Genomic DNA, 22,816 nt, shown 5'->3' with positions numbered 1-22,816 from the left:
TTTTTTTATTTTGGCGGGGAACTTCCCCACAGCCCCCCGTGTCTAACTCCGCTGAGCCGCGTTGCCGGCCATTTCCGGGAGACACATGTCGCAACCTTTCTCATACCAACAGGCGTTCGCGCGCAACATCGGCTGGCTGACGCCTGCGGAACAAACGGTGCTGCGCGGCAAGCGCATCGCCATTGCCGGCATGGGCGGCGTCGGCGGCGTGCACCTGCTCACGCTGGCGCGGCTGGGCGTGGGCGCCTTCCACATCGCCGATTTCGACACCTTCGACATCGCCAACTTCAACCGCCAGGTGGGCGCCGCCATGTCCACGCTGGGCCTGCCCAAGGTCGAGGTGCTGGCCGGGATGGCGCGCGACATCAACCCGGAACTGCGGCTGGCCACCTTCCCCGGCGGCGTCAACCGCGACAACCTGGCCAGCTTCTTCGAAGGCGTGGACCTGTACGTGGACGGCCTGGACTTCTTCGCCTTCGGCGCGCGCCAGGCCACGTTTGCCGCCTGCGCGCGGCTGGGCATTCCGGCCATCACGGCGGCGCCGCTGGGCATGGGCACGGCGGTGCTGAACTTCCTGCCGGGGCACATGACGTTCGAGGAATACTTCGGCTGGGGCGATCTGCCGGACGAGGAAAAGGCGCTGCGCTTCCTGGTCGGCCTGGCGCCGGCCGGGCTGCACGCCGGCTACCTGGTCGATCCGTCCAGCATCAACCTCAGGGAGCAGCGCGGCCCGTCCACCATCATGGGTTGCCAGCTGTGCGCCGGCGCCGCCGCCACCGAGGCGCTGAAGATCCTGCTGAACCGCGGCCCGGTCGACGCCGCGCCGCGCGGCTACCATTTCGATGCCTATCGTAACAAACTGGTCCGCACCTGGCGCCCGGGCGGCCACCGCCACCCGCTCCAGCGGCTGACCATGATGCTGGTCAAGCGCCGGCGCGGAGATCAATCATGAGCAAGATGGAGCAACACCTCGACGCCACGCTGGAACAGATCCTGGAGCTGGCGCGCTGGGCGCCCAGCGGCGACAACACCCAGCCGTGGCGCTTTGAAATCCTCGACGCCCGCCGCCTGGTCGTGCACGGCCACGACACGCGCGACCACTGCGTCTACGACCTCGACGGCCATCCCAGCCAGATGTCGATCGGCGCGCTGCTGGAGACCATGGCGATCGCCGCCAGCGCCCACCAGCTGGAGATGCAGGCCACCCGCCACGGCGAGGCGCCCGAGAGCCGCCCCACCCTCACCGTCGAATTCACGCCGGCGCCGCTGCTGGAGCCCGACCCGCTGGCCGCCGCCTGTCTCTTAAACACATCAGGGCAGCGGCGCGCGCTGAGCCGGCGGCCGCTGACCGCCGGCCGAGCGATCGGCGCTGGAGGCGTCGCTGCCGCCCAGGCTACGGCGTGCACTGGCTGGAGGGCGCCCGGCGGCGCGCGGCGGCGCGGCTGATGTTCCGCAACGCCAAGCTGCGCCTGACGATGCCGGAGGCGTGGCAGGTGCACAAGTCGGTGATCGAATGGAACGCCCGCTACAGCGACGACCGCATCCCCGACCAGGCGCTGGGCGTGGACGCCGCCACCGCCAAACTGATGCGCTGGATCATGCAGCGCTGGCAGCGCGTGGAGTTCTTCAACACCTGGCTGGCCGGCACGCTGGCGCCGCGCCTGCAAATGGACCTGATCCCCGGCCTGGCCTGCGCCGCCCACTTCGTGCTGACCGCGCCGCGCCGGCCCCAGCGCGTCGACGACTACCTCGACGCCGGCCGCGCCATGCAGCGCTTCTGGCTGACCGCCACCGCCCAGGGTCTGCAGCTGCAGCCGGAGATGACGCCGCTGATCTTCGCCCGCTATGTGCGCGAGGACCGGGTGTTTTCCGGCACGCCGGGCATGCAGCAGCGGGCCGAGGCGCTGTCGCGCCAGGGCGCGGCGCTGACCGGGTCGGCGGTGTGGGAGACCGCGGTGTGCATGGGCCGCATCGGCGCCGGCAAGCCGGCCACGGCGCGCTCGCTGCGGCGGCCGCTGCGCGACTTGCTGGTCGGCCCGACGGGCAGGCGCTGAGGCGCGCTCCACTGACGGCGTTCTTTACAGTGGCGCGCCGCGCCGGCCGCGCGCCGCGTCCAAGCCCTTGATTTTGCGCGGGTCGTCCTCGCTGGCAGGGCTTTTGCTCGGGGTTTGCGGATGGCGCCGATTCCGGCGCCGCCATCGAGCCAGGGGGCACACATGAACATCATCACACCGGCCATGGCCGCCGCCACGATCGCCGCCGCGCTGGCGGGGCCGGGCGCGGCCTACGCCGGACCGGCGGTCGGACTGGACCCGACCGGCAGCGGCGTCTACACCAGCTACGCCGACCTGTGGACCAACGCCAGCAACACCGCGCTGGCCACCGGCTTCATTCCCGGCGTGACGGTCGGCTCCGCCACACCGCTGGCGGCCGACAACGCCCCCTACCTCAGCGAGCTGCGCTCGCAGATGGTGATCAAGAGCATGTCCAGCGGCGCGGCCGACGTCACGCCAAGCGGCCTGAACAGTGGCTTCGAATTGAGCGCCGTGGTGCGTTTCCAGGAACTGGTCGACCGCGAGACCGCCACCACCGCCCACTTCGCGCTGCCGGACAGCCAGTCGGCCGAGATGGACGTCGATCCGCTGCATGCCGGCGTGCAGAACATCGCCTTCTTCTTCGACCGCTACGGACCGGGCGAGACCAGCAAGGCGGTGCCCGGCGACGGACCCGGCACGGTGCGCTGCTACGGCGCCGGCCCGACCTCGGCCGGCTGCGGCGGCGCGGGCGACCCCGACGGCGACGGCCTGCTGATCATGTCCGGCCACCTGGTCTTCAACGAAGGCAGCTTCGTCAACGGCCACTACGGCGCCAGCGGCTCCTTCGACATCCGCTTCATGATCGACTACGCGGACGCCAACTACCTGGACATCGTCAGCGGCGCGGTGCTGCAGGACCAGCTCACCGGCGCGGCCAGCATTCCCGCCGCCTACGCGCCGGCCACCATGTGGGATGGCGCCGTGCCCAACTATGTGCCGATGATGCGCTTCGACGGCACACGCTCGTTCGCTGTGGCGCCCGTGCCGGAACCGGCCACGCTGGCCCTGCTCGGCGTGGGCTGCGCCGGCCTGGCCGTATCCAGCCGTTGCCGCCGCCGCAGCCGTTGCAGCCAGGCGCCAGCGTGAATGCCGGCAGGCCGGCGGCCCGTCGGTTCAGCCCTGGCCGGCGGCCGCACGTTGCACCGCCGCCTCGAAGCGCTGCGCCATGTCGTAGCGCTGAAACAGCTGCGCCACCTGCACCGCCGCCCCGCGCGCGGCCGGACGCTCCAGCAGGTCCAGCACGGAGCGGCGCACGCCGTCCTCGTTCAGGCGGTCCGACCTGAGCAGCGTCCCGGCGCCCATCGCCGCCACCGCGCGCATGTTCAGGTACTGGTCCAGGTTGCCCGCTATCCCCAGCACCGGCACGCCGGCCGCCAGCGCCTGCTGGCTGGTGGGGCTGCCGCCGTTGCAGACCACCAGCTGCGCGCGCCGCGCGGCCTCCTCGCCCGGCAGGTAGGCCGCCACGTGGGCGTTGTCCGGCGGCTCGCCCGGATCGGCCTGGCCGGCGGTGGCGGCCATCACCCGCAGCGGCAACGGCGCCAGCGCCTGCAGGATGCGCGGCAGCAGCGCGCCCTGCCCCGAGCTGCCCAGCGTGACATACACCAGCGGCCGGTCCGCCGGCAGCGCATCCCACCAGCCGGGCGGCTCGGTGGGCGGCGACCAGGTCACCGGCCCCAGGTAGGAATGGTTGGCCGGCAGGCCGACCGCCGGAAACATTTCGGGTATGTCCGGATACAGCACATAGTCGGCGTCGGCGTACACGCTGCGCAGGTCGTACCCCAGCGACGGCAGCCGGTAGGCGCGCCGCACGCGGTTCAGCGGCAGGCTGTGCAGCGCGAACGCCAGCGGCCGCACCAGGCGGAACAGCCGGTCCGCCAGCGCGATCGGCAAGGCCCGCGCCAGTCCGATGGCCGGCACCGTGTAGCGCTGCGGCACGTAGGGACTCCAGTAGGCGTTGATCAGGCCGACGTACGGCACCTGCGCCACGCGCGCGCTGACCGACAGCGACAGGCGGAAGTCGCCCACCACCACGTCCGGCCGCACCGCCTGCAGCAGGCGCAGATCGTCGTGCACATAATTGTGCAGCGTGGCGGCGTCGTACACCGGCTTGCCCGCCGCCAGCGCCGCCAGGAAACGCGCGCTGGAAATGCTGCCCAGCGGCCAGGTGCTGAACCGGCTGCCCTGCAAGAAGGCCCCGTAGCCGGGCGCGCAGGCGAAATGCACCTCGTAGCGCTGCGGCGACAACGTGCGCGCCAGCGCCAGCGGCCGGCCGACATGCGCCAGCGTCACCGCCTCGGCCACGAAGAGGATTTTTTTGCGTTCCATCGCGCCAGCTTGCGCCCCGGTCCACGGCGTTGTTTGAGCCGGCGCAAAGGTGCGGGGATTAGACGCACATCAAGAACGGCCGGGACTGAACGCTATATTTTTCCTATTGGCACTTATTGACCAGCTTGCCGCGCCGACGATTTCGGCGTCCACCGTTTGCTACCGCCTACAGCGATGTTCAATTTCGAGCGTTCCGGTCTGAGCCAGAAACTCACCATCCTTTCAGTGCTGTCCACCGGGAGCGCGCTGTTGCTGGTCTTCATCGCCTTTGCCGCCACGTCCGTGCTCAGCCGAACCGACGACGAGCGCAAGCAGCTGTCCTCGCTGGCCGGCGTGATCGGCGACAACAGCGCGGCGGCGCTGCGCTACGCCGACCGCAAGCAGGCGCGGCAGACGCTGGCCACGCTGGCGGTCGAGGACGAGATCCTTCAAGCCGTGCTGTACGACAGCACCGGCAAGCAGCTGGCCCGCTACCAGTCCGCCGCCCTGCCCGCCGGGCAGGACGCGCCCGAGCAGCTGCCGGCCGAGGACGCCGTCCAGGAGATCCGCACCTACCAGAGCGGCCCGCTGTGGGCGCCCGCGCTGCGGCTGTACCGTCCGGTGCGCAACAAGGACGAGCTGGTCGGCACCGTGATGATCGAGAGCGCGCAGACCCGCATGTGGCTCGACCTGTTCAAGAACCTGGCCGCCGCCGCCGTGGCCGCCATGCTGTCGTTCATGATGGCGCTGCTGACGGCGGCCCGCTTCAAGGGCAGCATCGCCGAGCCGGTGGGCCAGCTGATCGCCGCGGCCCAGCAGGTCAGCCGCGGCCAGCCGACGCCGCGCATCGTCCACCAGCGCAGCGACGAGTTGGGCGCGCTGACCGACAGCTTCAACGACATGCTGGCCCAGGTCGAGGCGCGCGACGGCGCACTGGCGCAATACCGCGACCAGCTGGAGCGCCAGGTCGGCGTGCGGACCGAGCAACTGGAAAAGGCCAAGAACGCCGCCGAGGCGGCCAGCCAGGCCAAGAGCGCCTTCCTCGCCACCATGAGCCACGAGATCCGCACGCCGATGAACGGCGTGCTGGGCATGACCGAGCTGCTGCTGGCAACCCGCCTGTCCGAGCAGCAGCGCCACTACACCAGCATGGTCAAGCGCTCGGGCGAGCACTTGCTGGTCATCATCAACGACATCCTGGACTTCTCCAAGATCGAGGCCGGCAAGCTGACCGTCGAATACATCCATTTCAATTTCCGCGAGCTGCTCGACGACATCGACAACGTCTTCTCGCCGCAGGCCCAGGCCAAGGGCATCGAGCTGGAGCTGGCGATCGCCTACGACATCCCGGTCGCCATCTGCGGCGACCCGAACCGGCTGCGCCAGGTCATCTTCAATCTGCTGGGCAACGCGATCAAGTTCACCGAGAGCGGCAAGATCACCGTCAAGGTCAACGTGGTGCAGGAGGACGCGCAAACCGTCGGCCTGCGCTTCGAGGTGCACGACACCGGCATCGGCGTCTCCAACGAGGCGCGCGCCCGCATCTTCGACTCGTTCTCGCAGGCCGACGGCTCGACCACCCGCAAGCACGGCGGCACCGGCCTGGGACTGGCGATCTCGAAACAGCTGGTGGAGCTGATGGGCGGCACAATAGGCGTGGACCATGCGCTAACTCAAGGATCGATCTTTTGGTTTGCCGTAAATTTTGACAAGCGTCGCATCGATGTCGACGATCCTTCTTTCCACGCCACCCAGGAATGCCGCGCTTTGATTGTCGATGAGAACCCCACCAGCCGGGGTGAGCTGGAACAGTTGCTGGCCAGCTGGCGCGTCGCCTCCGCCAGCGCCACCGCCACCGACGCCCTGCCGCGACTGCGCCAGGCGGCGGCGTCCGGCCGCCGCTACGACGTGGTGCTGCTGGACATGGAACTGCCGCGCACCAGCGGCCTGGCGCTGGCCGCCGCCATCCGCGCCGAGCCCGAGCTGGCCGGCGCTGCGCCTGCTGCTGCGCGAGCACCGAAGCGCAACGCCGCCGACGGCGTCCAGCGGCGCAGGCCGGCGTCGCCTTCCAGCTGATCAAGCCGCCACGCGCATCTGCGACCTGTTCGACTGCCTGCTCACGCCGGCCCGCGGCGCCCGCCGCCCCCGCACGGCCGAGGCGCCGCCGTCCGCGCCGGTCGCGCCGCCGCTGGCCGCGTTCAGCCCCGGCCCCACGCCGGCCCCGCGCGCGCGCAAGCGCGCAAGGTCTTGCTGGCCGAGGACAACCCGGTCAACGTCGAGGTGGCCGGCGCCATGCTCGAGGGACTGGGCCTGGAAGTGAGCCGCGCCTGCAACGGCGAGCAGGCGCTGCAGGCCGTGCAGGCCGGCGAGTTCGACCTGATCCTGATGGATTGCCAGATGCCGGTCATGGACGGCTTCGCGGCCACCACCGAAATCCGCCGCCGCGAGCAGCAGCGCGGCCGCGGGCGCAGCGTGCCCATCATCGCCATCACCGCCAACGCGCTGCAGGGCGACCGCGAATCCTGCCTGGCGGCCGGCATGGACGACTACCTGAGCAAGCCCTTCACGCAGCAGGCGCTGGGGCAGACCATCGCCCGCTGGATCAGCCTGCCGCGCCTGGCGCCGGCGCCGCCCGCCCCGGAAGCGCCGGCGGCGCAGCAAGCGCCAGCCGTGGCCATGCCCCACAGTCAGATCAACCGCCAGGCGCTGCAGAACATCCGCGCGCTCAGCGCCACCAACGGCGACGCCCTGCTCGACCGCGTGCTGCACGCCTACCTCGACGACACCCCCAGCCATCTGCACACGCTGCGCCAGGCGATCGCCGCCGGCGACACCGGCCAGTTGCGCAAGTCCGCCCACAGCCTCAAGTCCAGCAGCGCCAACGTCGGCGCCGACGCGCTGGCGCAGCGCTGCCGGGAGCTCGAGCAGCTGGGCCGCAATGACACCACCGCCGGCGCCGCTGTCCTGCTGGCTGATATGGAACGTACTTTCCAGGCCGTGCGGCAGGCGTTGGGAGCTATCCTGGAAAAGGAAACATGACATGGCAACGCCCACCTCCCCCAAGCGCGGCCTGGTCCTGGTCGCCGACGACGATCCCGTGATGCGTATGCTGATGCTGGAGATGCTGGCCCAGGTTGGCCTGGACGCGGTCGAGGCCGAGGACGGCCTGCAAGCGGTCGAATGCTTCCAGCGCCTGACGCCGGACCTGCTGCTGCTGGACGTCGACATGCCCGGCATGGACGGCTTCGCCGTGTGCCGCGAGATCCGCCGGCTGGAAACCCAGACCACCGTGCCCATCATCATGGTCACCGGCGGCGACGAGCTCGAATCGGTGACCAAGGCCTACGAGGCCGGCGCCACCGACTTTGTCTCCAAGCCGATCAACTGGCCCATCCTCGGCCACCGCGTGCTGTACGTGCTGCGCGCCAGCGACGCCATCACCCGCCTGCGCATCGCCGACGCCCACCACCGCGCGGTGCTGGCGGCCATCCCGGACACCTTCTTCCGCATGAACAAGGACGGCTACTACCTCGACTACGAACAGGGCCACGAGGCCAGCGGCGTGTTCGCCAGCGACCAGTGCGTGGGCCGCCACCTGAACCAGGTGCTGCCGGAGGACATCGCCCAGCACATGCTGGAACAGGTGCAGACCGTGCTCGACACCCAGCACATCCGCTCGCTGGACTACGAGCTGGCCGTCCCCGGCGCGGCCCCGCGCGTGCGCCAGGGCGAGCACACGGGGCCGGCGCCGGTGCGGCATTTCGAGGCGCGGCTGGTGGCCACCGGCCCGGACGAGGTGCTGGGCCTGGTGCGCGACATCAGCGAGCGCAAGCGCACCGAGGAGCAGATCCGCCGCCTGGCCTATTGCGACAGCCTGACCGGCATCCCCAACCGCCAGGCCTTCCTGGAAACGCTGGAGGCCGAGCTGGTGCGCTCGCGCAAGGGCAACAAGAAATTCGCCGTGCTGTTCATGGACCTGGACGCCTTCAAGCGCATCAACGACACGCTGGGCCACGACGTCGGCGACCATCTGCTCAAGGCCGTCTCCGAGCGCCTGCGCGAGACCACGCGGCCCAGCGACCTGGTCTCGCGCACCGAGGTCGGCGGCAACAACCTGGCGCGCCTGGGCGGCGACGAATTCACCATCCTGATCCCCGACCTGGAACGGGTGGAAAACGCGCTCAACGTCGCCCACCGCGTCAAGGAGGCGATGCGCCGGCCCTTCCTGCTGGACACGCACGAGATCTTCGTCACCGCCAGCATCGGCATCTCGCTGTACCCGGAGGATGGCGAGGACTGCAACTCCCTGCTCAAGTTCGCCGACACCGCGATGTACCACGCCAAGAACTGCGGCAAGAACAACGCCAAGCTGTACAGCTCGTCGCTGACGATGCAGATCATGAGCCACGTCAAGCTGGAGGTGGGCCTGCGCAAGGCGCTGCAGAACAACGAGCTGTACCTGCTGTACCAGCCGCAGATCGACGTCGCCAGCGCCCAGATCGTCGGCGTGGAGGCGCTGGTGCGCTGGCGCCACCCGGAGCGCGGCATCATCTCGCCGACCGAGTTCATCCCGCTGGCCGAGGAGACCGGCCTGATCGTGCCGATCGGCGAATGGGTGTTGCGCACCGCCTGCCGCCAGGCGATGGCGTGGAAGACGGCCGACCAGCGTCCGCTGCGGGTGGCGGTCAACCTGTCGGCCAAGCAGTTCAAGGACGAGAACCTGAGCCAGATCGTGCTGTCCACGCTGCACGAGACCGGCCTGCCGGCCGACCTGCTGGAACTGGAACTGACCGAGGGCACGCTGATGGACGACGCCCGCGCCACCATGGTCACGCTGGAGCAGCTGCGCGGCATCGGCGTCTACCTGTCGATCGACGATTTCGGCACCGGCTATTCGTCGATGAACTACCTCAAGCGCTTCGACGTGCGGGCGCTCAAGATCGACCGCAGCTTCATCAGCGGCCTGCCGCAGGATTCGGAGAACGCCGCCATCACGCGCGCCATCATCGCCATGGCGCATGGTTTGAAAATGGCGGTGGTGGCGGAAGGCGTGGAGACCGGCGCCCAGCTAAGGCTGCTGGAGCAATACGGCTGCGACCTGGCGCAGGGCTATTACCTGGGCCATCCGTCGCCGCCGGAGTCGATCGACCTCATGCTCTGCAACCAGTTCGCGCTGAACGCCGCAGCGGCGGCCAGCGATGCCAGCCATGTGATGATCTTCCCCGCCCAGCACTGACGGCCGCTTACAACACGCCGTCCTGTTTCATCGCGGCGATGTCCTCGGCGCTGTAGCCCAGCGACCGCAGCACCTCGTCGTTGTGCTGCCCCAGCGCCGGGCCGATCCACTTGGTGTGGCCCGGCGTGGCCGACAGCTTGGGCGAGATCGCCGGCAGCTTGACCGGCGTGCCGTCGGCGAAGTGGTGCTGCTCGAACATTTCGCGCGCGACGAACTGCGGATCGGTCATCATGTCGCGCACCGAGTAGATCTTCCCGGCCGGCACGTCGGCCGCCTTCAGCACCGTCAGCGCACCGTCGATGTCCTGGGTGTCGCACCAGGCTTGGATGGCGTCATCGATCTCCTGCGTACGCTGCACGCGGCCGTCGTTGCGCTCCAGCTGCGGATCGCCGGCCAGGTCGATGCGGCCCATGGCCAGCATCAGCCGCTTGAAGATGGCGTCGCCATTGCCGGCGATGACGATGTTCTCGCCATCCCTGGTGGTGTAGGTGTTGGACGGCACGATGCCCGGCAGCGCGCCGCCGGTGCGCTCGCGCACCACGCCGGCGTGGTCGAACTCCGGCACCAGCGATTCCATCAGGTTGAACACGGATTCGTAGAGCGCCACGTCGACCATCTGGCCCTCGCCCTTGAGGCGGCCGCCGGTGGCGTCGCGGTGGCGCAGCGCCATCATCGCGCCGATCACGCCGTGCAATGCCGCCACCGAGTCGCCGATCGACACGCCCACGCGCACCGGCGGCCGGTCCGCGTGGCCGGACACGTAGCGCAGCCCGCCCATCGATTCGCCGATGGCGCCGAAGCCCGGCAAGTCCTTCATCGGCCCGGTCTGGCCGAAGCCCGACAGGCGCACCATGATGGTGGCGGGATTAACGGCCTTCAACTGCTCGTAGCCGATGTCCCACTTCTCCAGCACGCCGGGGCGGTAGTTCTCGATGATGATGTCCGCCTCCAGCGCCAGCTGGCGCGCGATGGCGCGGCCGCGCGCGTGCTTGAGGTTGAGCGTCAGCGATTTCTTGTTGCGCGACTGGACCGACCACCACAGCGAGGTGCCGTCCTTGAGCACGCGCCATTTGCGGATCGGATCGCCGCCGTCGGGCGACTCGATCTTGATGACTTCGGCGCCGAACTCGCCCAGCATGCGCGCACAAAAAGGGCCCGCGATCAGCGTGCCCAGTTCCAGTACCTTGATGCCGGCCAAGGGGCCAGCGATATTCTTGGTGGTCATGTCGCCCTTCGATCCAGCATGGCGCGGGCGATGGTGCCCGCGTCCACGTATTCCAGCTCACCACCAACCGGCACGCCGCGCGCCAGACGGCTCACGCGCAGGCCGCGCGCCTTCAGCAGCTCGCTGATGTAGTGCGCGGTGGCCTCGCCCTCGTTGGTGAAATTGGTGGCCAGCACCACTTCCGTGACCAGGCCGTCGGCGGCGCGCGCCACCAGTTTTTCGAGATGAATGTCCTTGGGGCCGATGCCGTCCAGCGGCGACAGGCGGCCCATCAGCACGAAGTACAGGCCCTTGTAGGTCAAGGTCTGCTCGATCATCAGCTGGTCGGCCGGCGTCTCCACCACGCACAGCAGGCGGCGGTCGCGCTGCTCGTCGTTGCAGGTGTCGCAGACCTCTTCTTCCGTGAAGGTATTGCACAGCGCGCAGTGATGCACGGCGTTCACCGCCTGGTGCAACGCGCGCGACAACATGTCCGCACCTTCGCGGTCATGCTGGAGCAGGTGGAAGGCCATCCGCTGCGCCGACTTGGGGCCGACGCCGGGCAGACGGCGCAGCGCTTCCGTCAGAAATTCCAGCGATTTGGACATGGTGCTCTACGTTGCGGCTGCCCTTAGAAAGGCATCTTGAAGCCGGCCGGCAGGTTCATGCCGGCGGTCAGGCCGCCCAGCTTCTCGGCGGAGGTGGCTTCGGCCTTGCGCACGGCGTCGTTGAAGGCGGCGGCCACCAGGTCTTCCAGCATGTCCTTGTCGTCGGCCAGCAGCGACGGGTCGATCGACACGCGCTTGACGTCGTTCTTGCAGGTCATCACGACCTTGACCAGGCCGGCGCCGGACTGGCCTTCGACTTCGATCAGGGCCAGCGCGTCCTGCGCCTTCTTCATGTTGTCCTGCATTGCTTGCGCTTGTTTCATCAAGCCGGCCAGTTGGTTCTTCATCATGATGGGATTCTCCGTGGATTGAAAATTAAACAGGTGTTCAGTTGGCCGCGGCCGACGCCAGCATGGCGGGCGGCGGCGTGATCGAGCCGGGCACGACCCAGGCGTCGAACTCGCGGATCAGGCTGTTCACAAAGGGATCGTTGGCGACCGTGTCCTCGGCCGCGCGCTGGCAGGCTTCGCGGTGCGCCTGCGCCTCGGCGCTGGCGGTGTACCAGACGGCGCCCAGTTCGGTGTCCACGCGCACCGGGCGGCCGAAGCGTTCGGTCAGCGCGACGGTGAGCTTCTCGACGTTGCCCGGCGTGCGCCAGGTTTCGATCGGCACGCGGACCTTGAAGACCACGGCGTTGCCGTCGATGCTGCATTCGATGAGCTCGGCCTGCATGGCCAGCTGCTGGGCCACGCCGCGCAACGGCAAGGCGGCCGCCACGGCCGGCCAGTTGCCGTCCCAGTTCAGCTCCGGCACCGGCGTGATCACGTAGGCGTGCGGCGCCTTGGCCGGGGCCGGCGCGGCGCGGGCCGGCATGACGACGGCCTGCGCCTCGTCGGCATAGGCCAACGGCGGCGGCGCCTGATGCTGCGACGGCGCGCGCGACGGTGCGTGCGCTTGACCATGCGACTGCGCGTGCGGCGGCGTGTGCGATTGCACATGCGACGGCGCGCGCGATGGCGCTGGCGACGATGCGTGCGACGGCGGCTGGTCCGGCGCGTAGGCCGGCGCGGAGTGCGCTACCGCGCTATCGTCGGAAAATTCAGTGACCCAGGGCGGTAGGTCATCCTCGTCGTCAGCCTGCTGCGGCGCAGGCTTGGCTGCGGGCGCGGAGGACGGCGCGACTTGCTGCGGCGCGACTTGGCGCACAGGCGCTTCCAGTACGGCCGCTTGCGCATCGCCGCCCATGGTCGCCGCTGGCGGCATGTCTTCCCAGGGCGCAGGCCGCGATGGCACGACAGCCGGCGCGGCAGGCGCAGCGTTCGACGCGGCAGGCGAGTTGTATGCGGAGTTCGGCGCGGCAGGCGGCGTGTACGCAGCGCTCGGCGCGTGCGGTAGCGAAGGCGACGCGAACGCGGCGGGCTGCGAGGAAGCGGCAGGCCCGGCGTCCGGTGCAGCACCAAACGACGATGCCGGCGCACCGCCCGACGGCGCCACTGCGGGTGCGGGGGCGGACGGCGCGGCCGCAGCCGGTGCTGGTGCGGCGCTAGACGACGCGGATCGCGCGCCCGGCGGACGCCGCGCGGGCCGCCTCCAGGGCAGCGTTGATGGCGGCGCGCGCGGCACTGGATCGGCGCTGCCGGAGCAGCCTGAGCTGCCGGAGCCGCCGACGTCGCGGATGCTGCGGGCGCAGCCGGCGCGCTGGCCGTTGCTGCGGCGGCCGGGGCATGCATCGCCGCCGGCGCAACGGCAGCCGCCGCATGCGTCGCTGCCTGAGCAGCGGCAGGCGCCGGCGCTGGTGGCGCAACATGCGCCGATGGCATCGCACTGGCAGACGGGTTGGAAGCAACCGCAGCCGGCGCAGGCGCCTCCGCCCGCGCCATCGCCGCAGCCGCACCGGCCACCACCGCCGCCGGCGTCACACTGGCGTGACTAGCCTGCAGATGCGAAGCCGCACGCGCAGGCGGCGCCGCCGCGGCGCGCGCCGCAGCCACCGCCGCCGGACGCGACATCGCCGGCGCCGCAGCCGGCTGCCCCTCCGCCCCGCCTACGCCGGGCCGAAAGGCCAGCATGCGCAGCAGGGTCATCGAGAAGCCAGCATACTCATCCGGCGCCAAGCCCAACTCATTCCGGCCATGCACCGCGATCTGATAATACAGCTGCACCTCTTCCGCATCGAAGGCGGCGGCCAGGCGCACGATATCGGCGTACTCCGGCAAATCCTCCGGCAAGGCGGTCGGCACCGTCTGCGCCAGCGCGATCCGGTGCAGCAACGTGCCCAAGTCCTGCAAAGCGCCGTTGTACGACAGGCTGCGCGTGGCCATCTCATCGGCCACGGCCAAGAGATCCGCGCCATCCTGCGCCGCCAACGCATCAAGCAGACGAATCAGATAAGACTGGTCCAGCGCACCGAGCATGCCCTGCACCGCGTCCAGCGTCACCGCGCCGGCCGCGTAGGCGATCGCCTGGTCGGTCAGCGACAGCGCATCGCGCATCGAACCGTGCGCGCCGGCGGCCAGCAACCGCAAGGCAGGCGCCTCGAAGCTGATGCCCTCCTGCCCCAAAATATTGTCCAGATGGCCGATGATGTGCCCAGGCGGCATCTGCTTCAGATTGAATTGCAGACAGCGCGACAGCACCGTCACCGGGATCTTCTGCGGATCGGTGGTCGCCAGGATGAACTTGACGTGCTCGGGCGGTTCCTCCAGCGTCTTCAGCATCGAGTTGAAGGCGTGGTTGGTCAGCATGTGCACCTCGTCGATCATATAGACCTTGAAGCGCGCATTGCTCGGCGCGTACACCGCCTGCTCCAGCAGCTGCGCCATCTCGTCGACGCCGCGGTTGGACGCCGCATCCATCTCGATGTAGTCGACGAAGCGGCCGGCGTCGATCGCCGTGCACGCCTCGCACACGCCGCACGGCGTGGCCGTGATGCCGCCGTTGCCGTCCGGCCCGACGCAATTGAGCGACTTGGCCAGGATGCGCGACAAGGTGGTCTTACCGACCCCGCGCGTTCCCGTGAACAGATAGGCGTGGTGCAGGCGGCCACTGTGCAGCGCGTGCGTGAGCGCGCGCACGACGTGCTCCTGGCCGACGAGCGTTTCGAAATTCTTGGGGCGGTATTTACGGGCGAGGACTTGATAGGACATGCTGGGATTTTACCGTAGATAGCGGATGCAAAGGGCCTGTCCTGCTCAGCTAATAAGATGCGGCGCAGGGTCGCCAAAACGGCAATTGTAACAAGGCGTGGCCGGATTTGGTAATCGGGCCGGACCGCCCTACAATGTGTTTTTCTTTTAACATGAAAATATATGAAGAAACTCACCTTGCTGCCGCTGCTGTTGCTGTCCCTCGCCGCCCACGCCGACGAACGCGAATGGGTGCCATATAAGAAGCTGGTTGAAGATACGCGCATCGACCGCTTCTACGCCCTGCCCGCCACGGAGCGTGACAAGCTCAGCGTTTTCCTGTCCATAAAGCCCAAGAACAAGAACTACAAGCCAGCCGACGTCGTGCTGACCGTGGTTCATGGCAGCGAACGTCAACAGCTGCCGCCACTGTCGGCCGACTTCCGCTTGCCCCTGGTGCCGAATCCCAAGTGGATGACGGACGACACCAAGATCATGACCAGCCTGCCCAAGGAAGAGAAGTCCGCGGTCGCGCTGGAGGTGCTTGCGCAGCTGCCTGACGGTACGCAGTGGAACTACGCGCAAGTCATGGGCAGCATCGGCCAGATGAACGCCGGCATCAAGAAAGTCGCAGGGGCGATGAGCATGTTCGTACCGAACGTAAAGACGGTGGTGTTCAAGTTCAGCAAGCCAGCGCAGCTGAAGGTGGGCGCCACCGCCTACAACACGGATGCGAAGAACCTCATCAAGCTCAAGCCCGACGCCGCGCTGCTGAAGGAGAACCCGCTGATGGTGGCGTCGGAACGGCCGCTGGAAGCGGCGCTGGATGACGAGTAACTGAAGAGGAACAAATAAAAAAAGCTGCCCCTGGCAGCTTTTTCATTTTCCCGAAGGAGGCGAGCCTGATCTGCGGCACTTATGGTTAATAGCCGTGGCTGCTTCGTTCCCGACCTGACCAGGTTAGCCATGCCACAATGCGCAGGGGCCCGCCGAGGGCAATTATAACCTACAGGCCCAACTCCTGCCAAATCCGATCGACGCGCGCCTTCACCTCGGGCGTCATGCTGATCGTGGTGCCCCACTCGCGCGTGGTTTCGCCCGGCCACTTGTTGGTGGCGTCGATGCCCATCTTGCTGCCCAGGCCGCTCACCGGCGAGGCGAAGTCCAGGTAGTCGATCGGCGTGTTGTCGACCAGCGTGGTGTCGCGGGTCGGGTCGACGCGGGTCGTGATGGCCCAGATCACCTCGTTCCAGTCGCGGATGTTGACGTCCTCGTCCACCACCACGATGAACTTGGTGTACATGAACTGGCGCAGGAAGCTCCACACGCCGAACATCACGCGCTTGGCATGGCCGGCATACTGCTTCTTGATCTGCACCACCGCCATGCGGTAGCTGCAGCCCTCGGCAGGCAGGTGGAAGTCGGTGATCTCCGGGAACTGCTTCTGCAGCAGCGGCACGAACACCTCGTTCAGCGCCAGGCCCAGGATGGCCGGCTCGTCGGGCGGCTTGCCGGTGTAGGTCGAGTGATAGATCGGATCGCGGCGCATCGTGATGCGGTCGATGGTGAACACGGGGAACGAGTCCTGCTCGTTGTAATAGCCGGTGTGGTCGCCGTACGGACCTTCCAGCGCGTGCTCGTAGCCGCTCGGATGGTTCTCGTCCGGATAGATATGCCCTTCCAGCACGATCTCCGCCGAGGCCGGCACGCGCAGCTCGCTGCCGATGGCCTTGACCAGCTCGGTGCGGCTGCCGCGCAGCAGGCCGGCGAACTGGTATTCCGACAGGCTGTCCGGCACCGGCGTCACCGCGCCTAATATAGTGGCGGGATCGGCGCCCAGCGCCACGCAGATCGGATACGGCTGCCCCTTGCTCTGGATGGCGTGCTCGCGGAAGTCCAGCGCCCCGCCACGGTGGGCCAGCCAGCGCATGATGACCTTGTTCGGCCCCAGCACCTGCTGGCGGTAGATGCCCAGGTTCTGGCGCTTCTTATTAGGCCCCTTGGTGATCACCAGGCCCCAGGTGATCAGCGGCGCGATATCGCCCGGCCAGCAGTGCTGGATCGGCAACTTCGCCAAATCGACATCGGCGCCCTCCCACACGATCTCCTGGCACGGCGCGCCGCGCAACTCCTTGGGCGCCATGTCCCACACGGCCTTGACCAGCGAGCCCATGCCCATCAGGTCCTTGAAGCCCTTGGGCGGTTCCGGCTCCTTCAGGCGCGCCAGCACGTGGCCGATCTTGCGCAGCTCGCTGACGTTGTCGGCCCCCATGCCCAGCGCCACGCGGCGCTCGGTGCCGAACAGATTGCCCAGCACCGGCATGCTGTGTCCGGTCGGATTCTGGAACAGCAAAGCCGGCCCGCCGGCCCGCAAAGTGCGGTCGCAGACCTCGGTCATCTCCAAATGCGGCGAAACAGGGACCAAAATGGGCTTAAGTTCGCCCATTCGTTGCAGTTGAGAAATAAAATCTCGCAAATCAGAATATTTCATTGTTTTTTAATTTTTTCTTACAGCGCAGCATACTGTTTAAAAAGACAGGTCAAGTAGTTGATTTTATTGGTTTTAGCCGCAATACAAGCAAAAAAGTAAGATTTATAAGTTATAGCTTTGCTCCGCGTTAGTATTGACTTGATATAAAACGGCTTCTACAATTTGCCCTACTTGAAGAGAACACGGTTCAGCACGGGTTGAGCCCGGTAAGCGGACCACGCAAATGTGTTGCTCATTCATTCACGGAGTCGGGGCTCCACATGACATTTTAAGGAGTGTTTTCAAAAGGCGTCTGCCTTACCCCCGAAAGAAGTTGTATTGCGACTGATCGAATACCACAGGGAAACATCAGCTCAAGCAAGCAATGACGGCGTCCAACGCGCGCTCCCAGCGGCGACGGACGATGATATTTCTGATGCACGGCATTAGCACCCGGTTAGCTGCGTTCAACGCTGGCGGGGACCCGCTTTTACGGACATTTCAGGGGAACTCTATGATTAATCGTTTCAACGGTGCAACGCAGTTTGCCCGCACCATGGCTCGCCAGCCAGCAGCGTGGTTCTCCACGACTCGCGTTTCGGCAAAGGGTGTGTTGACCACCGCCCAGCACACTCTGACCATTCTGGGTGTGACCGCTTTAGTAGTAATGGCAGTACTGTTTGTCCGTCCCGACCTGGCCAAGGCACTGAGCAACAGCCTGAACCACGAACCGGAAGTCGAAGCTGTCGCCGTCGTGGCGCCGCCCCTGTCGGCCCTGATGGAAACGCCAGCCGCAACCCCGGCCGCCAGCACCGCCCCGCTGACCGCCGAGGAAAAAGCCCTGCTGGGCACGCAGAAGCAGCAGCAATGGGTCACCTCCTGGCTGTCCAAGCGTTACCGCGTGGCGGGCGACGCCGCCAACATGCTGGTGTCCACCGCCTACCTGACGGCGCGCGAGATCAAGCTCGATCCGCTGCTGATCCTGGCCGTGATGGCGATCGAGTCGGGCCTGAATCCGTTCGCGGAAAGCCCGGTCGGCGCGCAGGGCCTGATGCAGGTGATGTCCAAGGTGCACCACGATAAATTCCAGGAAATGGGTGGCCTGCAGGCCGCGCTCAATCCGGTGGCCAACATCCGTGTCGGCTCGCTGATCCTGAAGGACTACGTCACCCGTGGCGGTTCGGTCGAAGCCGGCCTGAAGATCTACGTCGGCGCCGCCGCGTTCGAACACGACGACGGCTACGGCTCGAAAGTGCTGGCCGAGTACCAGCGCCTGAAGCAGGTCTCGGCAGGCAAGAAAGTGCCGACCATCACGCCAATGATGGCCGCCGCGCCAGCCAAGCCTACCCCGCCGGTCGCGGCGGTTGAGAAGTCGGTCAGCGGCACCCAGATCGCCGGCCTCTGATTTCGGCACGCCAGGCAGACCAAGCCACCTTGCGAGGTGGCTTTTTTACGCCTGGACGATCAGTGCGGACAGGTGCTGACCTTGGTTTTGACGCCGTCCCGGAACGGATCGCGGCCGCCGGTCAAGCTATTGGACTCCATCACCGCACAATAACTGCCGTCGCCCGAACGCACACGCGTCATGAGGCGGCCATCGGGCGTGGTGAAGTTTTCGTACGTCGTGCCCTCATCCCCCACGAAGGCGCCACCCAGCTTGGCCGCCAGCACCGTGGTGGTGTTGGCGATCTTCTTATCGTGAGGATTCCAGGCTTCCTTGCGCAGCTGACGGTCGACGGCGGCGGCGCTCTTGAGCGAGCGCTGCAGCAGGTCCTCGGCCGGCTTGGCGGGCGGCTGGGCGAACGGATCGGGCGGCGGCGTGGTCTGTGTGATGGCCTGCGGGGCTGGCGGCTGTGCAGGCTGCTGGATCGGCTGCGCTTGCGGCGTGGCCGGCAGCGGGGTCATGCGCGACGCGGCCGGCTCATGGACGGATTTCAGCTGCCTGGGCGGCGGCGCTGGCCGCCGCTGGGGAGGAACCACAAAGGGCGGCACGATGTAGGTGATGCCCGGCTGGGGCAGCACAGGCAGCAATGGCAGCCGCTCAGGCGCGCGCCAGCCGAGAAACGCCAGCACGTGAGCGCCGGCGATCAGCGCCAGCCAGCCACGGCGACGCCAGTCCGGCGTCCGCTCCAGGGTATGCAGTTCGATGATGCGCCTCGACATTAATTGAAAATCAACTGATTCTGCGGCGCAATTCCCTCCCCGTCAAACCTCCAATAAAAAAAGCCACCGCAAGATACCTTGGGTGGCTTCGGACAGTACCGGACGCTGCTTAGCGTTTCTTGTCGGCGGCGACTTCGTCTGGGCGGACGCGGGCGGCCAGCTTGTCCAGCACGCCGTTGACGTATTTGTGGCCGTCGATACCGCCGAACGACTTGGTCAGCTCGACCGCCTCGTTGATGACGACGCGGTAAGGGATCTCCAGGTTGTTCTTCAGCTCGAACGCGCCGATCAGCAGCACCGCGTGCTCGATCGGCGACAGTTCGCCGATGCCGCGGTCGACCAGCGGCGCGAAGCTTTCGCGCAGCGCCACCGAATCCTTGATCGCGCCGTACAGCAGCACCGTGAAGTGGTCGCCGTCGGCCTTGTCGAAGCCGTGCGCGGCGCGGATGTTGTTCACCACGGTGGCGGCGTCTTCATTGTTCAGCAGCCACTGATATAAACCCTGCAACGCAAACTCGCGCGCACGATGGCGCGGCGTGCGGTTCTTGCTGGGGTTGGCGTGCAAAATTTTATCTGTCATGGTTATACCTGTTCTTAAATACTTACAAAATCCGGCTCAGTGCGCCGGCGCATACCGGCACACTGCGCCGTTTCCTACCTGTTCTTACTCGTCGTCGCCCTGATCCTGGTGCAGCTCTTCCAGCGCGATGGTCAGATTGGCCATCTCCACCGCCACGCGCGCCGCATCGGCGCCTTTTTCGGCCATGCGGACCTCGGCCTGCTCGTCGTTCTCGGTGGTCAGGATCGCGTTAGCGATAGGAATACCATAATCCAGGCCGATGCGGGTGATGCCGGCGCCCGATTCGTTCGAGACCAGCTCGAAGTGGTAGGTTTCGCCACGGATCACCGCGCCCAGCGCGACCAGCGCGTCGAACTGCTGCGACTCGGCCATCTTCTGCAGCACCAGCGGCACTTCCAGCGCGCCCGGCACGGTCACGTGCAGCACGTCCTCGTCGGCCACGCCCAGGTGCTTGAGCTCGGCCAGGCAGGCCGACAGCAGGCCGTGGCACACATCTTCGTTGAAACGCGCTTGGACGATGCCGATACGCAGGCCGTCGCCGGACAAATTGGTTTCGTAGCTTCCTACAGTCATGGAGTGCCTCTTGTGTGTTGGGTTGAATTAGTTCGGTTTGGCCATGTAGCCGGTCACTTCGAGGTCGAAGCCCGTCATCGACGGCATCTTGCGCGGGCTGGCCAGCAGCTGCATCTTGCACACGCCGACTTCGCGCAGGATCTGCGCGCCGATGCCGTAGCTGCGCAGGTCCATGCTGGCGGCGCGGCCCTTGGGCTTGGCTTCCGGCTTGCCCAGCGCGTCGAACTGCGCGAAGAACTGTTCCGCCGTCTCCTCGCAGTTGAGCAGCACGATCACGCCGCGCTCGGACGCCTTGACCGCCGCCAGCGACGACGACAGGTTCCACGAGTGGGTGGTCGCCTCCGATTCCAGGATGTCGAGGATGGACACCGGCTGGTGCACGCGCACCAGGGTTTCCTTGGTCTTTTCGATGTCGCCGTGCACCAGCGCCAGGTGGGCCGAGCCGCTCGGCTTGTCGCGGAAGGCGATCATGCGGAAGTCGCCCTGCGCGGTCTTGAGCGGACGCTCGCCGATCTTCTCGACCAGCGATTCGTTGCGGCTGCGGTAGTGGATCAGGTCGGCGATGGTGCCGATCTTCAGGCCGTGTTCCTTGGCGAACTCCAGCAGGTCCGGCAGACGCGCCATGGTGCCGTCGTCCTTCATGATCTCGCAGATCACGGAGGCCGGGGTCAGGCCGGCCATGGCGGTCAGGTCGCAGCCGGCTTCGGTATGGCCGGCGCGCATCAGCACGCCGCCTGGCTGGGCCTTCAGCGGGAAGATGTGGCCGGGCTGGACGATGTCCGACGGCTGGGTATTCTTGGCCACCGCCACCTGGATGGTCTTGGCGCGGTCGGCCGCCGAGATGCCGGTGGTCACGCCCTCGGCCGCCTCGATCGACACGGTGAAATTGGTGCCGAAGGCGGTGCCGTTACGGGCCGACATCATCGACAGGTTCAACTGGTCGCAGCGCTCTTCGGTCAGGGTCAGGCAGACCAGGCCGCGCGCGTGCTTGACCATGAAATTAATGGCTTCAGGCGTCACAAAGTCCGCCGCGAGCACCAGGTCGCCTTCGTTTTCCCGGTCTTCTTCGTCGACCAGGATCACCATGCGGCCAGCGCGCAATTCGGCGACGATTTCTTCGGTGCTGGAAATTGACATTTTTAATCCTTTGTAGCGGAGCTGGAACAGGGCGCTATTTTAAAGGATTTACGCCCGCCCCACCGCAAAAGGCCGCTTTTATCCGCCAAATGGCCGACTTTGACGGGCGTCTTCTGGACTATTTGCCAATATTTCAGCGATTGGGCCGCTTATTTGCCGGCGGCGCCCACCGACACCATGCGCTCGACGTAGCGGGCGATCAGATCGATCTCCAGGTTGACCTGCTTGCCCACTTCGAGGTGCTTGAGGGTGGTCATGGCGATGGTGTGCGGGATCAGGTTGATCGAGAACTGGCACACCAGGTCCTTGCCGGCGCCGATGTCGGTCACGCGGTTGACCGTCAGCGAGACGCCGTTGACGACGATCGAGCCCTTGAAGGCCAGGAATTTGGCCAGCGCTTGCGGCGCTTCGATCACCAGCTCCCACGACTCGCCCACCGCCTCGAACTTGCGCACCACGCCCAGGCCGTCGACGTGGCCGGTCACCAGGTGGCCGCCCAGGCGCTCGCTCAGCGTGACGGCTTTTTCAAGGTTCACCTCGGTCAGCGTGTCGAGGCCGACGGTGCAGTTCAGGCTTTCGCGCGAGACATCGACGCGGAAGTTGCTGGCATCCTTTTCCACCACGGTCATGCAGGCGCCATTGATGGCGATCGAATCGCCCAACGCGACGTCGGCCAGCGGCAGGCCGCCGGCGTTGATGTCCAGGCGCACGCCCGCGAACGAGCCGCCGTCCAGCGGCTTGACCGATTCAATTTTGCCGATAGCGGCGACAATTCCAGTAAACATGTGAGTGCAATCTTAATGATGAGTGAATCGTACAAGGATACGCAAATCTTCGCCGATCTGCTTGACCTCGTGATATTTCAGCTGCTGCCGCTGCGACAGCTCGGCCAGCGCCGGCAAGGCGAACATGCCCTGCGCGTCGCCCAGCAGCATCGGCGCCAGGTAGACCAGCAGCTCGTCCACGCAGCCTTCGCGAATCAGCGAGCCGTTGAGCTTGCCGCCTGCTTCGACGTGCAGCTCGTTGATCTGGCGTCGACCCAGTTCGCGCATCAGCTCGGGCAGGTCGACCTTGCCGCTGGCGTTGGGCAGCAGGATGATTTCCGCGCCCGTCGCCCGCAGCGCGGCCTCTTTCCCGGGATCGGCCACCGCCGCCGCGATCCACGTGCCGCCGCCCTGCAGGACCTTGGCGGACGGATCGATGTCGAGCTTGCTGTCGACGACGATGCGGCGCGGCTGGCGCGGCGTTTCCACCGCCCGCACATTGAGCTGCGGATCGTCGGCCTTGACGGTGCCGATGCCGGTCAGGATGGCGCAGGCG

Annotated in this window: 21 protein-coding genes and 1 other RNA gene; 9 read left to right on the top strand and 13 right to left on the bottom strand. The window is 66.9% G+C overall.

All coding sequences use genetic code 11. The annotated features are described in order from the left end of the window. Nucleotides 1-85 precede the first annotated feature (85 nt). The 4 genes from HUX88_RS09645 (at nucleotide 86) to HUX88_RS09635 (ending at nucleotide 3,182) form a co-directional block, all read left to right on the top strand. A complete protein-coding gene (locus HUX88_RS09645) occupies nucleotides 86-952 on the top strand; it encodes a ThiF family adenylyltransferase (RefSeq protein ID WP_117015218.1) in 867 nt (288 codons plus the stop codon). Then, nucleotides 949-1,446: a nitroreductase family protein gene (locus tag HUX88_RS32165; protein WP_229219273.1), complete on the top strand. Its 498-nt coding sequence runs from the start codon at nucleotides 949-951 to the stop codon at nucleotides 1,444-1,446. Before HUX88_RS09645 ends, HUX88_RS32165 begins: the two co-directional genes overlap by 4 nt. Next, the gene (locus HUX88_RS32160) at nucleotides 1,401-2,054 is read left to right on the top strand and encodes a hypothetical protein (RefSeq protein ID WP_229219272.1); all 654 of its coding nucleotides are present in this window, start codon (nucleotides 1,401-1,403) and stop codon (nucleotides 2,052-2,054) included. The genes HUX88_RS32165 and HUX88_RS32160 overlap by 46 nt, the downstream gene beginning before the upstream one ends. A gap of 162 nt (nucleotides 2,055-2,216) precedes the next feature. Next, nucleotides 2,217-3,182, top strand: a complete 966-nt coding sequence (locus HUX88_RS09635) for a PEP-CTERM sorting domain-containing protein (protein WP_176361634.1) — start codon at nucleotides 2,217-2,219, stop codon at nucleotides 3,180-3,182. A 27-nt stretch (nucleotides 3,183-3,209) separates the two neighbouring features. On the opposite strand, the gene HUX88_RS09630 is transcribed toward HUX88_RS09635, so the two are convergent. Next, nucleotides 3,210-4,421, bottom strand: coding sequence for a glycosyltransferase (locus HUX88_RS09630; RefSeq protein WP_176361633.1), 1,212 nt, complete (start codon nucleotides 4,419-4,421; stop codon nucleotides 3,210-3,212). 174 nt (nucleotides 4,422-4,595) lie between these two features. Here HUX88_RS09630 and HUX88_RS09625 point away from each other — a divergent pair, with 174 nt between their 5' ends. The 3 genes from HUX88_RS09625 (at nucleotide 4,596) to HUX88_RS09620 (ending at nucleotide 9,636) form a co-directional block, all read left to right on the top strand. Further along, on the top strand, nucleotides 4,596-6,476 hold the full coding sequence (locus HUX88_RS09625; RefSeq protein ID WP_229219271.1) for an ATP-binding protein: 1,881 nt from the start codon (nucleotides 4,596-4,598) through the stop codon (nucleotides 6,474-6,476). A 171-nt stretch (nucleotides 6,477-6,647) separates the two neighbouring features. Next, on the top strand, nucleotides 6,648-7,439 hold the full coding sequence (locus tag HUX88_RS32155; protein WP_229219270.1) for a response regulator: 792 nt from the start codon (nucleotides 6,648-6,650) through the stop codon (nucleotides 7,437-7,439). Nucleotide 7,440: 1 nt separating this feature from the next. Continuing rightward, a complete protein-coding gene (locus HUX88_RS09620; protein ID WP_176361632.1) occupies nucleotides 7,441-9,636 on the top strand; it encodes a bifunctional diguanylate cyclase/phosphodiesterase in 2,196 nt (731 codons plus the stop codon). 7 nt (nucleotides 9,637-9,643) lie between these two features. Here the strand turns inward: HUX88_RS09620 and HUX88_RS09615 are convergent, their stop codons facing one another. The 4 genes from HUX88_RS09615 to dnaX all read right to left on the bottom strand — a co-directional run bounded on the left by HUX88_RS09615 (nucleotide 9,644) and on the right by dnaX (nucleotide 14,594). Further along, nucleotides 9,644-10,861, bottom strand: coding sequence for a CaiB/BaiF CoA-transferase family protein (locus HUX88_RS09615; RefSeq protein ID WP_176361631.1), 1,218 nt, complete (start codon nucleotides 10,859-10,861; stop codon nucleotides 9,644-9,646). Continuing rightward, complete coding sequence (recR, locus tag HUX88_RS09610) at nucleotides 10,858-11,448, bottom strand: recombination mediator RecR (protein WP_161093309.1); 591 nt, start codon at nucleotides 11,446-11,448, stop codon at nucleotides 10,858-10,860. The genes HUX88_RS09615 and recR overlap by 4 nt, the downstream gene beginning before the upstream one ends. A gap of 23 nt (nucleotides 11,449-11,471) precedes the next feature. After that, a complete protein-coding gene (locus tag HUX88_RS09605) occupies nucleotides 11,472-11,798 on the bottom strand; it encodes a YbaB/EbfC family nucleoid-associated protein (protein ID WP_070272932.1) in 327 nt (108 codons plus the stop codon). Nucleotides 11,799-12,524: 726 nt separating this feature from the next. Continuing rightward, on the bottom strand, nucleotides 12,525-14,594 hold the full coding sequence (gene dnaX, locus HUX88_RS09600) for a DNA polymerase III subunit gamma/tau (RefSeq protein WP_229219269.1): 2,070 nt from the start codon (nucleotides 14,592-14,594) through the stop codon (nucleotides 12,525-12,527). 162 nt (nucleotides 14,595-14,756) lie between these two features. Between dnaX and HUX88_RS09595 the strand changes: the two genes are divergently transcribed. Continuing rightward, entirely contained in the window at nucleotides 14,757-15,410 is a 654-nt protein-coding gene (locus HUX88_RS09595; protein WP_176361630.1) for a DUF2987 domain-containing protein, read from the top strand. A 55-nt stretch (nucleotides 15,411-15,465) separates the two neighbouring features. Here HUX88_RS09595 and ffs read toward each other — a convergent pair. Together ffs and ubiD are read right to left on the bottom strand one after the other, a co-directional pair. Continuing rightward, nucleotides 15,466-15,564: signal recognition particle sRNA small type (ffs, locus tag HUX88_RS09590), an RNA gene on the bottom strand. 15 nt (nucleotides 15,565-15,579) lie between these two features. Continuing rightward, entirely contained in the window at nucleotides 15,580-17,064 is a 1,485-nt protein-coding gene (gene ubiD / locus HUX88_RS09585; protein WP_176361629.1) for a 4-hydroxy-3-polyprenylbenzoate decarboxylase, read from the bottom strand. 535 nt (nucleotides 17,065-17,599) lie between these two features. Between ubiD and HUX88_RS09580 the strand changes: the two genes are divergently transcribed. Further along, nucleotides 17,600-18,448, top strand: a complete 849-nt coding sequence (locus tag HUX88_RS09580; protein WP_176361819.1) for a transglycosylase SLT domain-containing protein — start codon at nucleotides 17,600-17,602, stop codon at nucleotides 18,446-18,448. Between the two features lie 59 nt (nucleotides 18,449-18,507). Here HUX88_RS09580 and HUX88_RS09575 read toward each other — a convergent pair whose 3' ends face one another. The 6 genes from HUX88_RS09575 to HUX88_RS09550 form a co-directional block, all read right to left on the bottom strand. Then, the gene (locus HUX88_RS09575) at nucleotides 18,508-19,206 is read right to left on the bottom strand and encodes a hypothetical protein (RefSeq protein WP_229219268.1); all 699 of its coding nucleotides are present in this window, start codon (nucleotides 19,204-19,206) and stop codon (nucleotides 18,508-18,510) included. Nucleotides 19,207-19,315: 109 nt separating this feature from the next. Further along, nucleotides 19,316-19,786, bottom strand: a complete 471-nt coding sequence (gene nusB / locus HUX88_RS09570; protein WP_117015230.1) for a transcription antitermination factor NusB — start codon at nucleotides 19,784-19,786, stop codon at nucleotides 19,316-19,318. An 84-nt stretch (nucleotides 19,787-19,870) separates the two neighbouring features. Next, nucleotides 19,871-20,359: a 6,7-dimethyl-8-ribityllumazine synthase gene (gene ribH, locus HUX88_RS09565; protein ID WP_117015231.1), complete on the bottom strand. Its 489-nt coding sequence runs from the start codon at nucleotides 20,357-20,359 to the stop codon at nucleotides 19,871-19,873. 27 nt (nucleotides 20,360-20,386) lie between these two features. Beyond that, a complete protein-coding gene (ribBA, locus tag HUX88_RS09560) occupies nucleotides 20,387-21,496 on the bottom strand; it encodes a bifunctional 3,4-dihydroxy-2-butanone-4-phosphate synthase/GTP cyclohydrolase II (RefSeq protein ID WP_117015232.1) in 1,110 nt (369 codons plus the stop codon). 149 nt (nucleotides 21,497-21,645) lie between these two features. Continuing rightward, nucleotides 21,646-22,281, bottom strand: coding sequence for a riboflavin synthase (locus HUX88_RS09555; RefSeq protein ID WP_176361628.1), 636 nt, complete (start codon nucleotides 22,279-22,281; stop codon nucleotides 21,646-21,648). A 12-nt stretch (nucleotides 22,282-22,293) separates the two neighbouring features. Further along, on the bottom strand, nucleotides 22,294-22,816 hold a 523-nt coding region (locus HUX88_RS09550), incomplete at its 5' end, for a RibD family protein (RefSeq protein ID WP_176361627.1).

The sequence above is a fragment of the Duganella sp. BJB1802 genome, assembly GCF_013369445.1.
Lineage (GTDB): Bacteria > Pseudomonadota > Gammaproteobacteria > Burkholderiales > Burkholderiaceae_D > Rugamonas > Rugamonas vulcania_A.
Note: the sequence above shows the minus strand (reverse complement) of the source record. Positions and strands in the feature narration are given on the sequence as shown.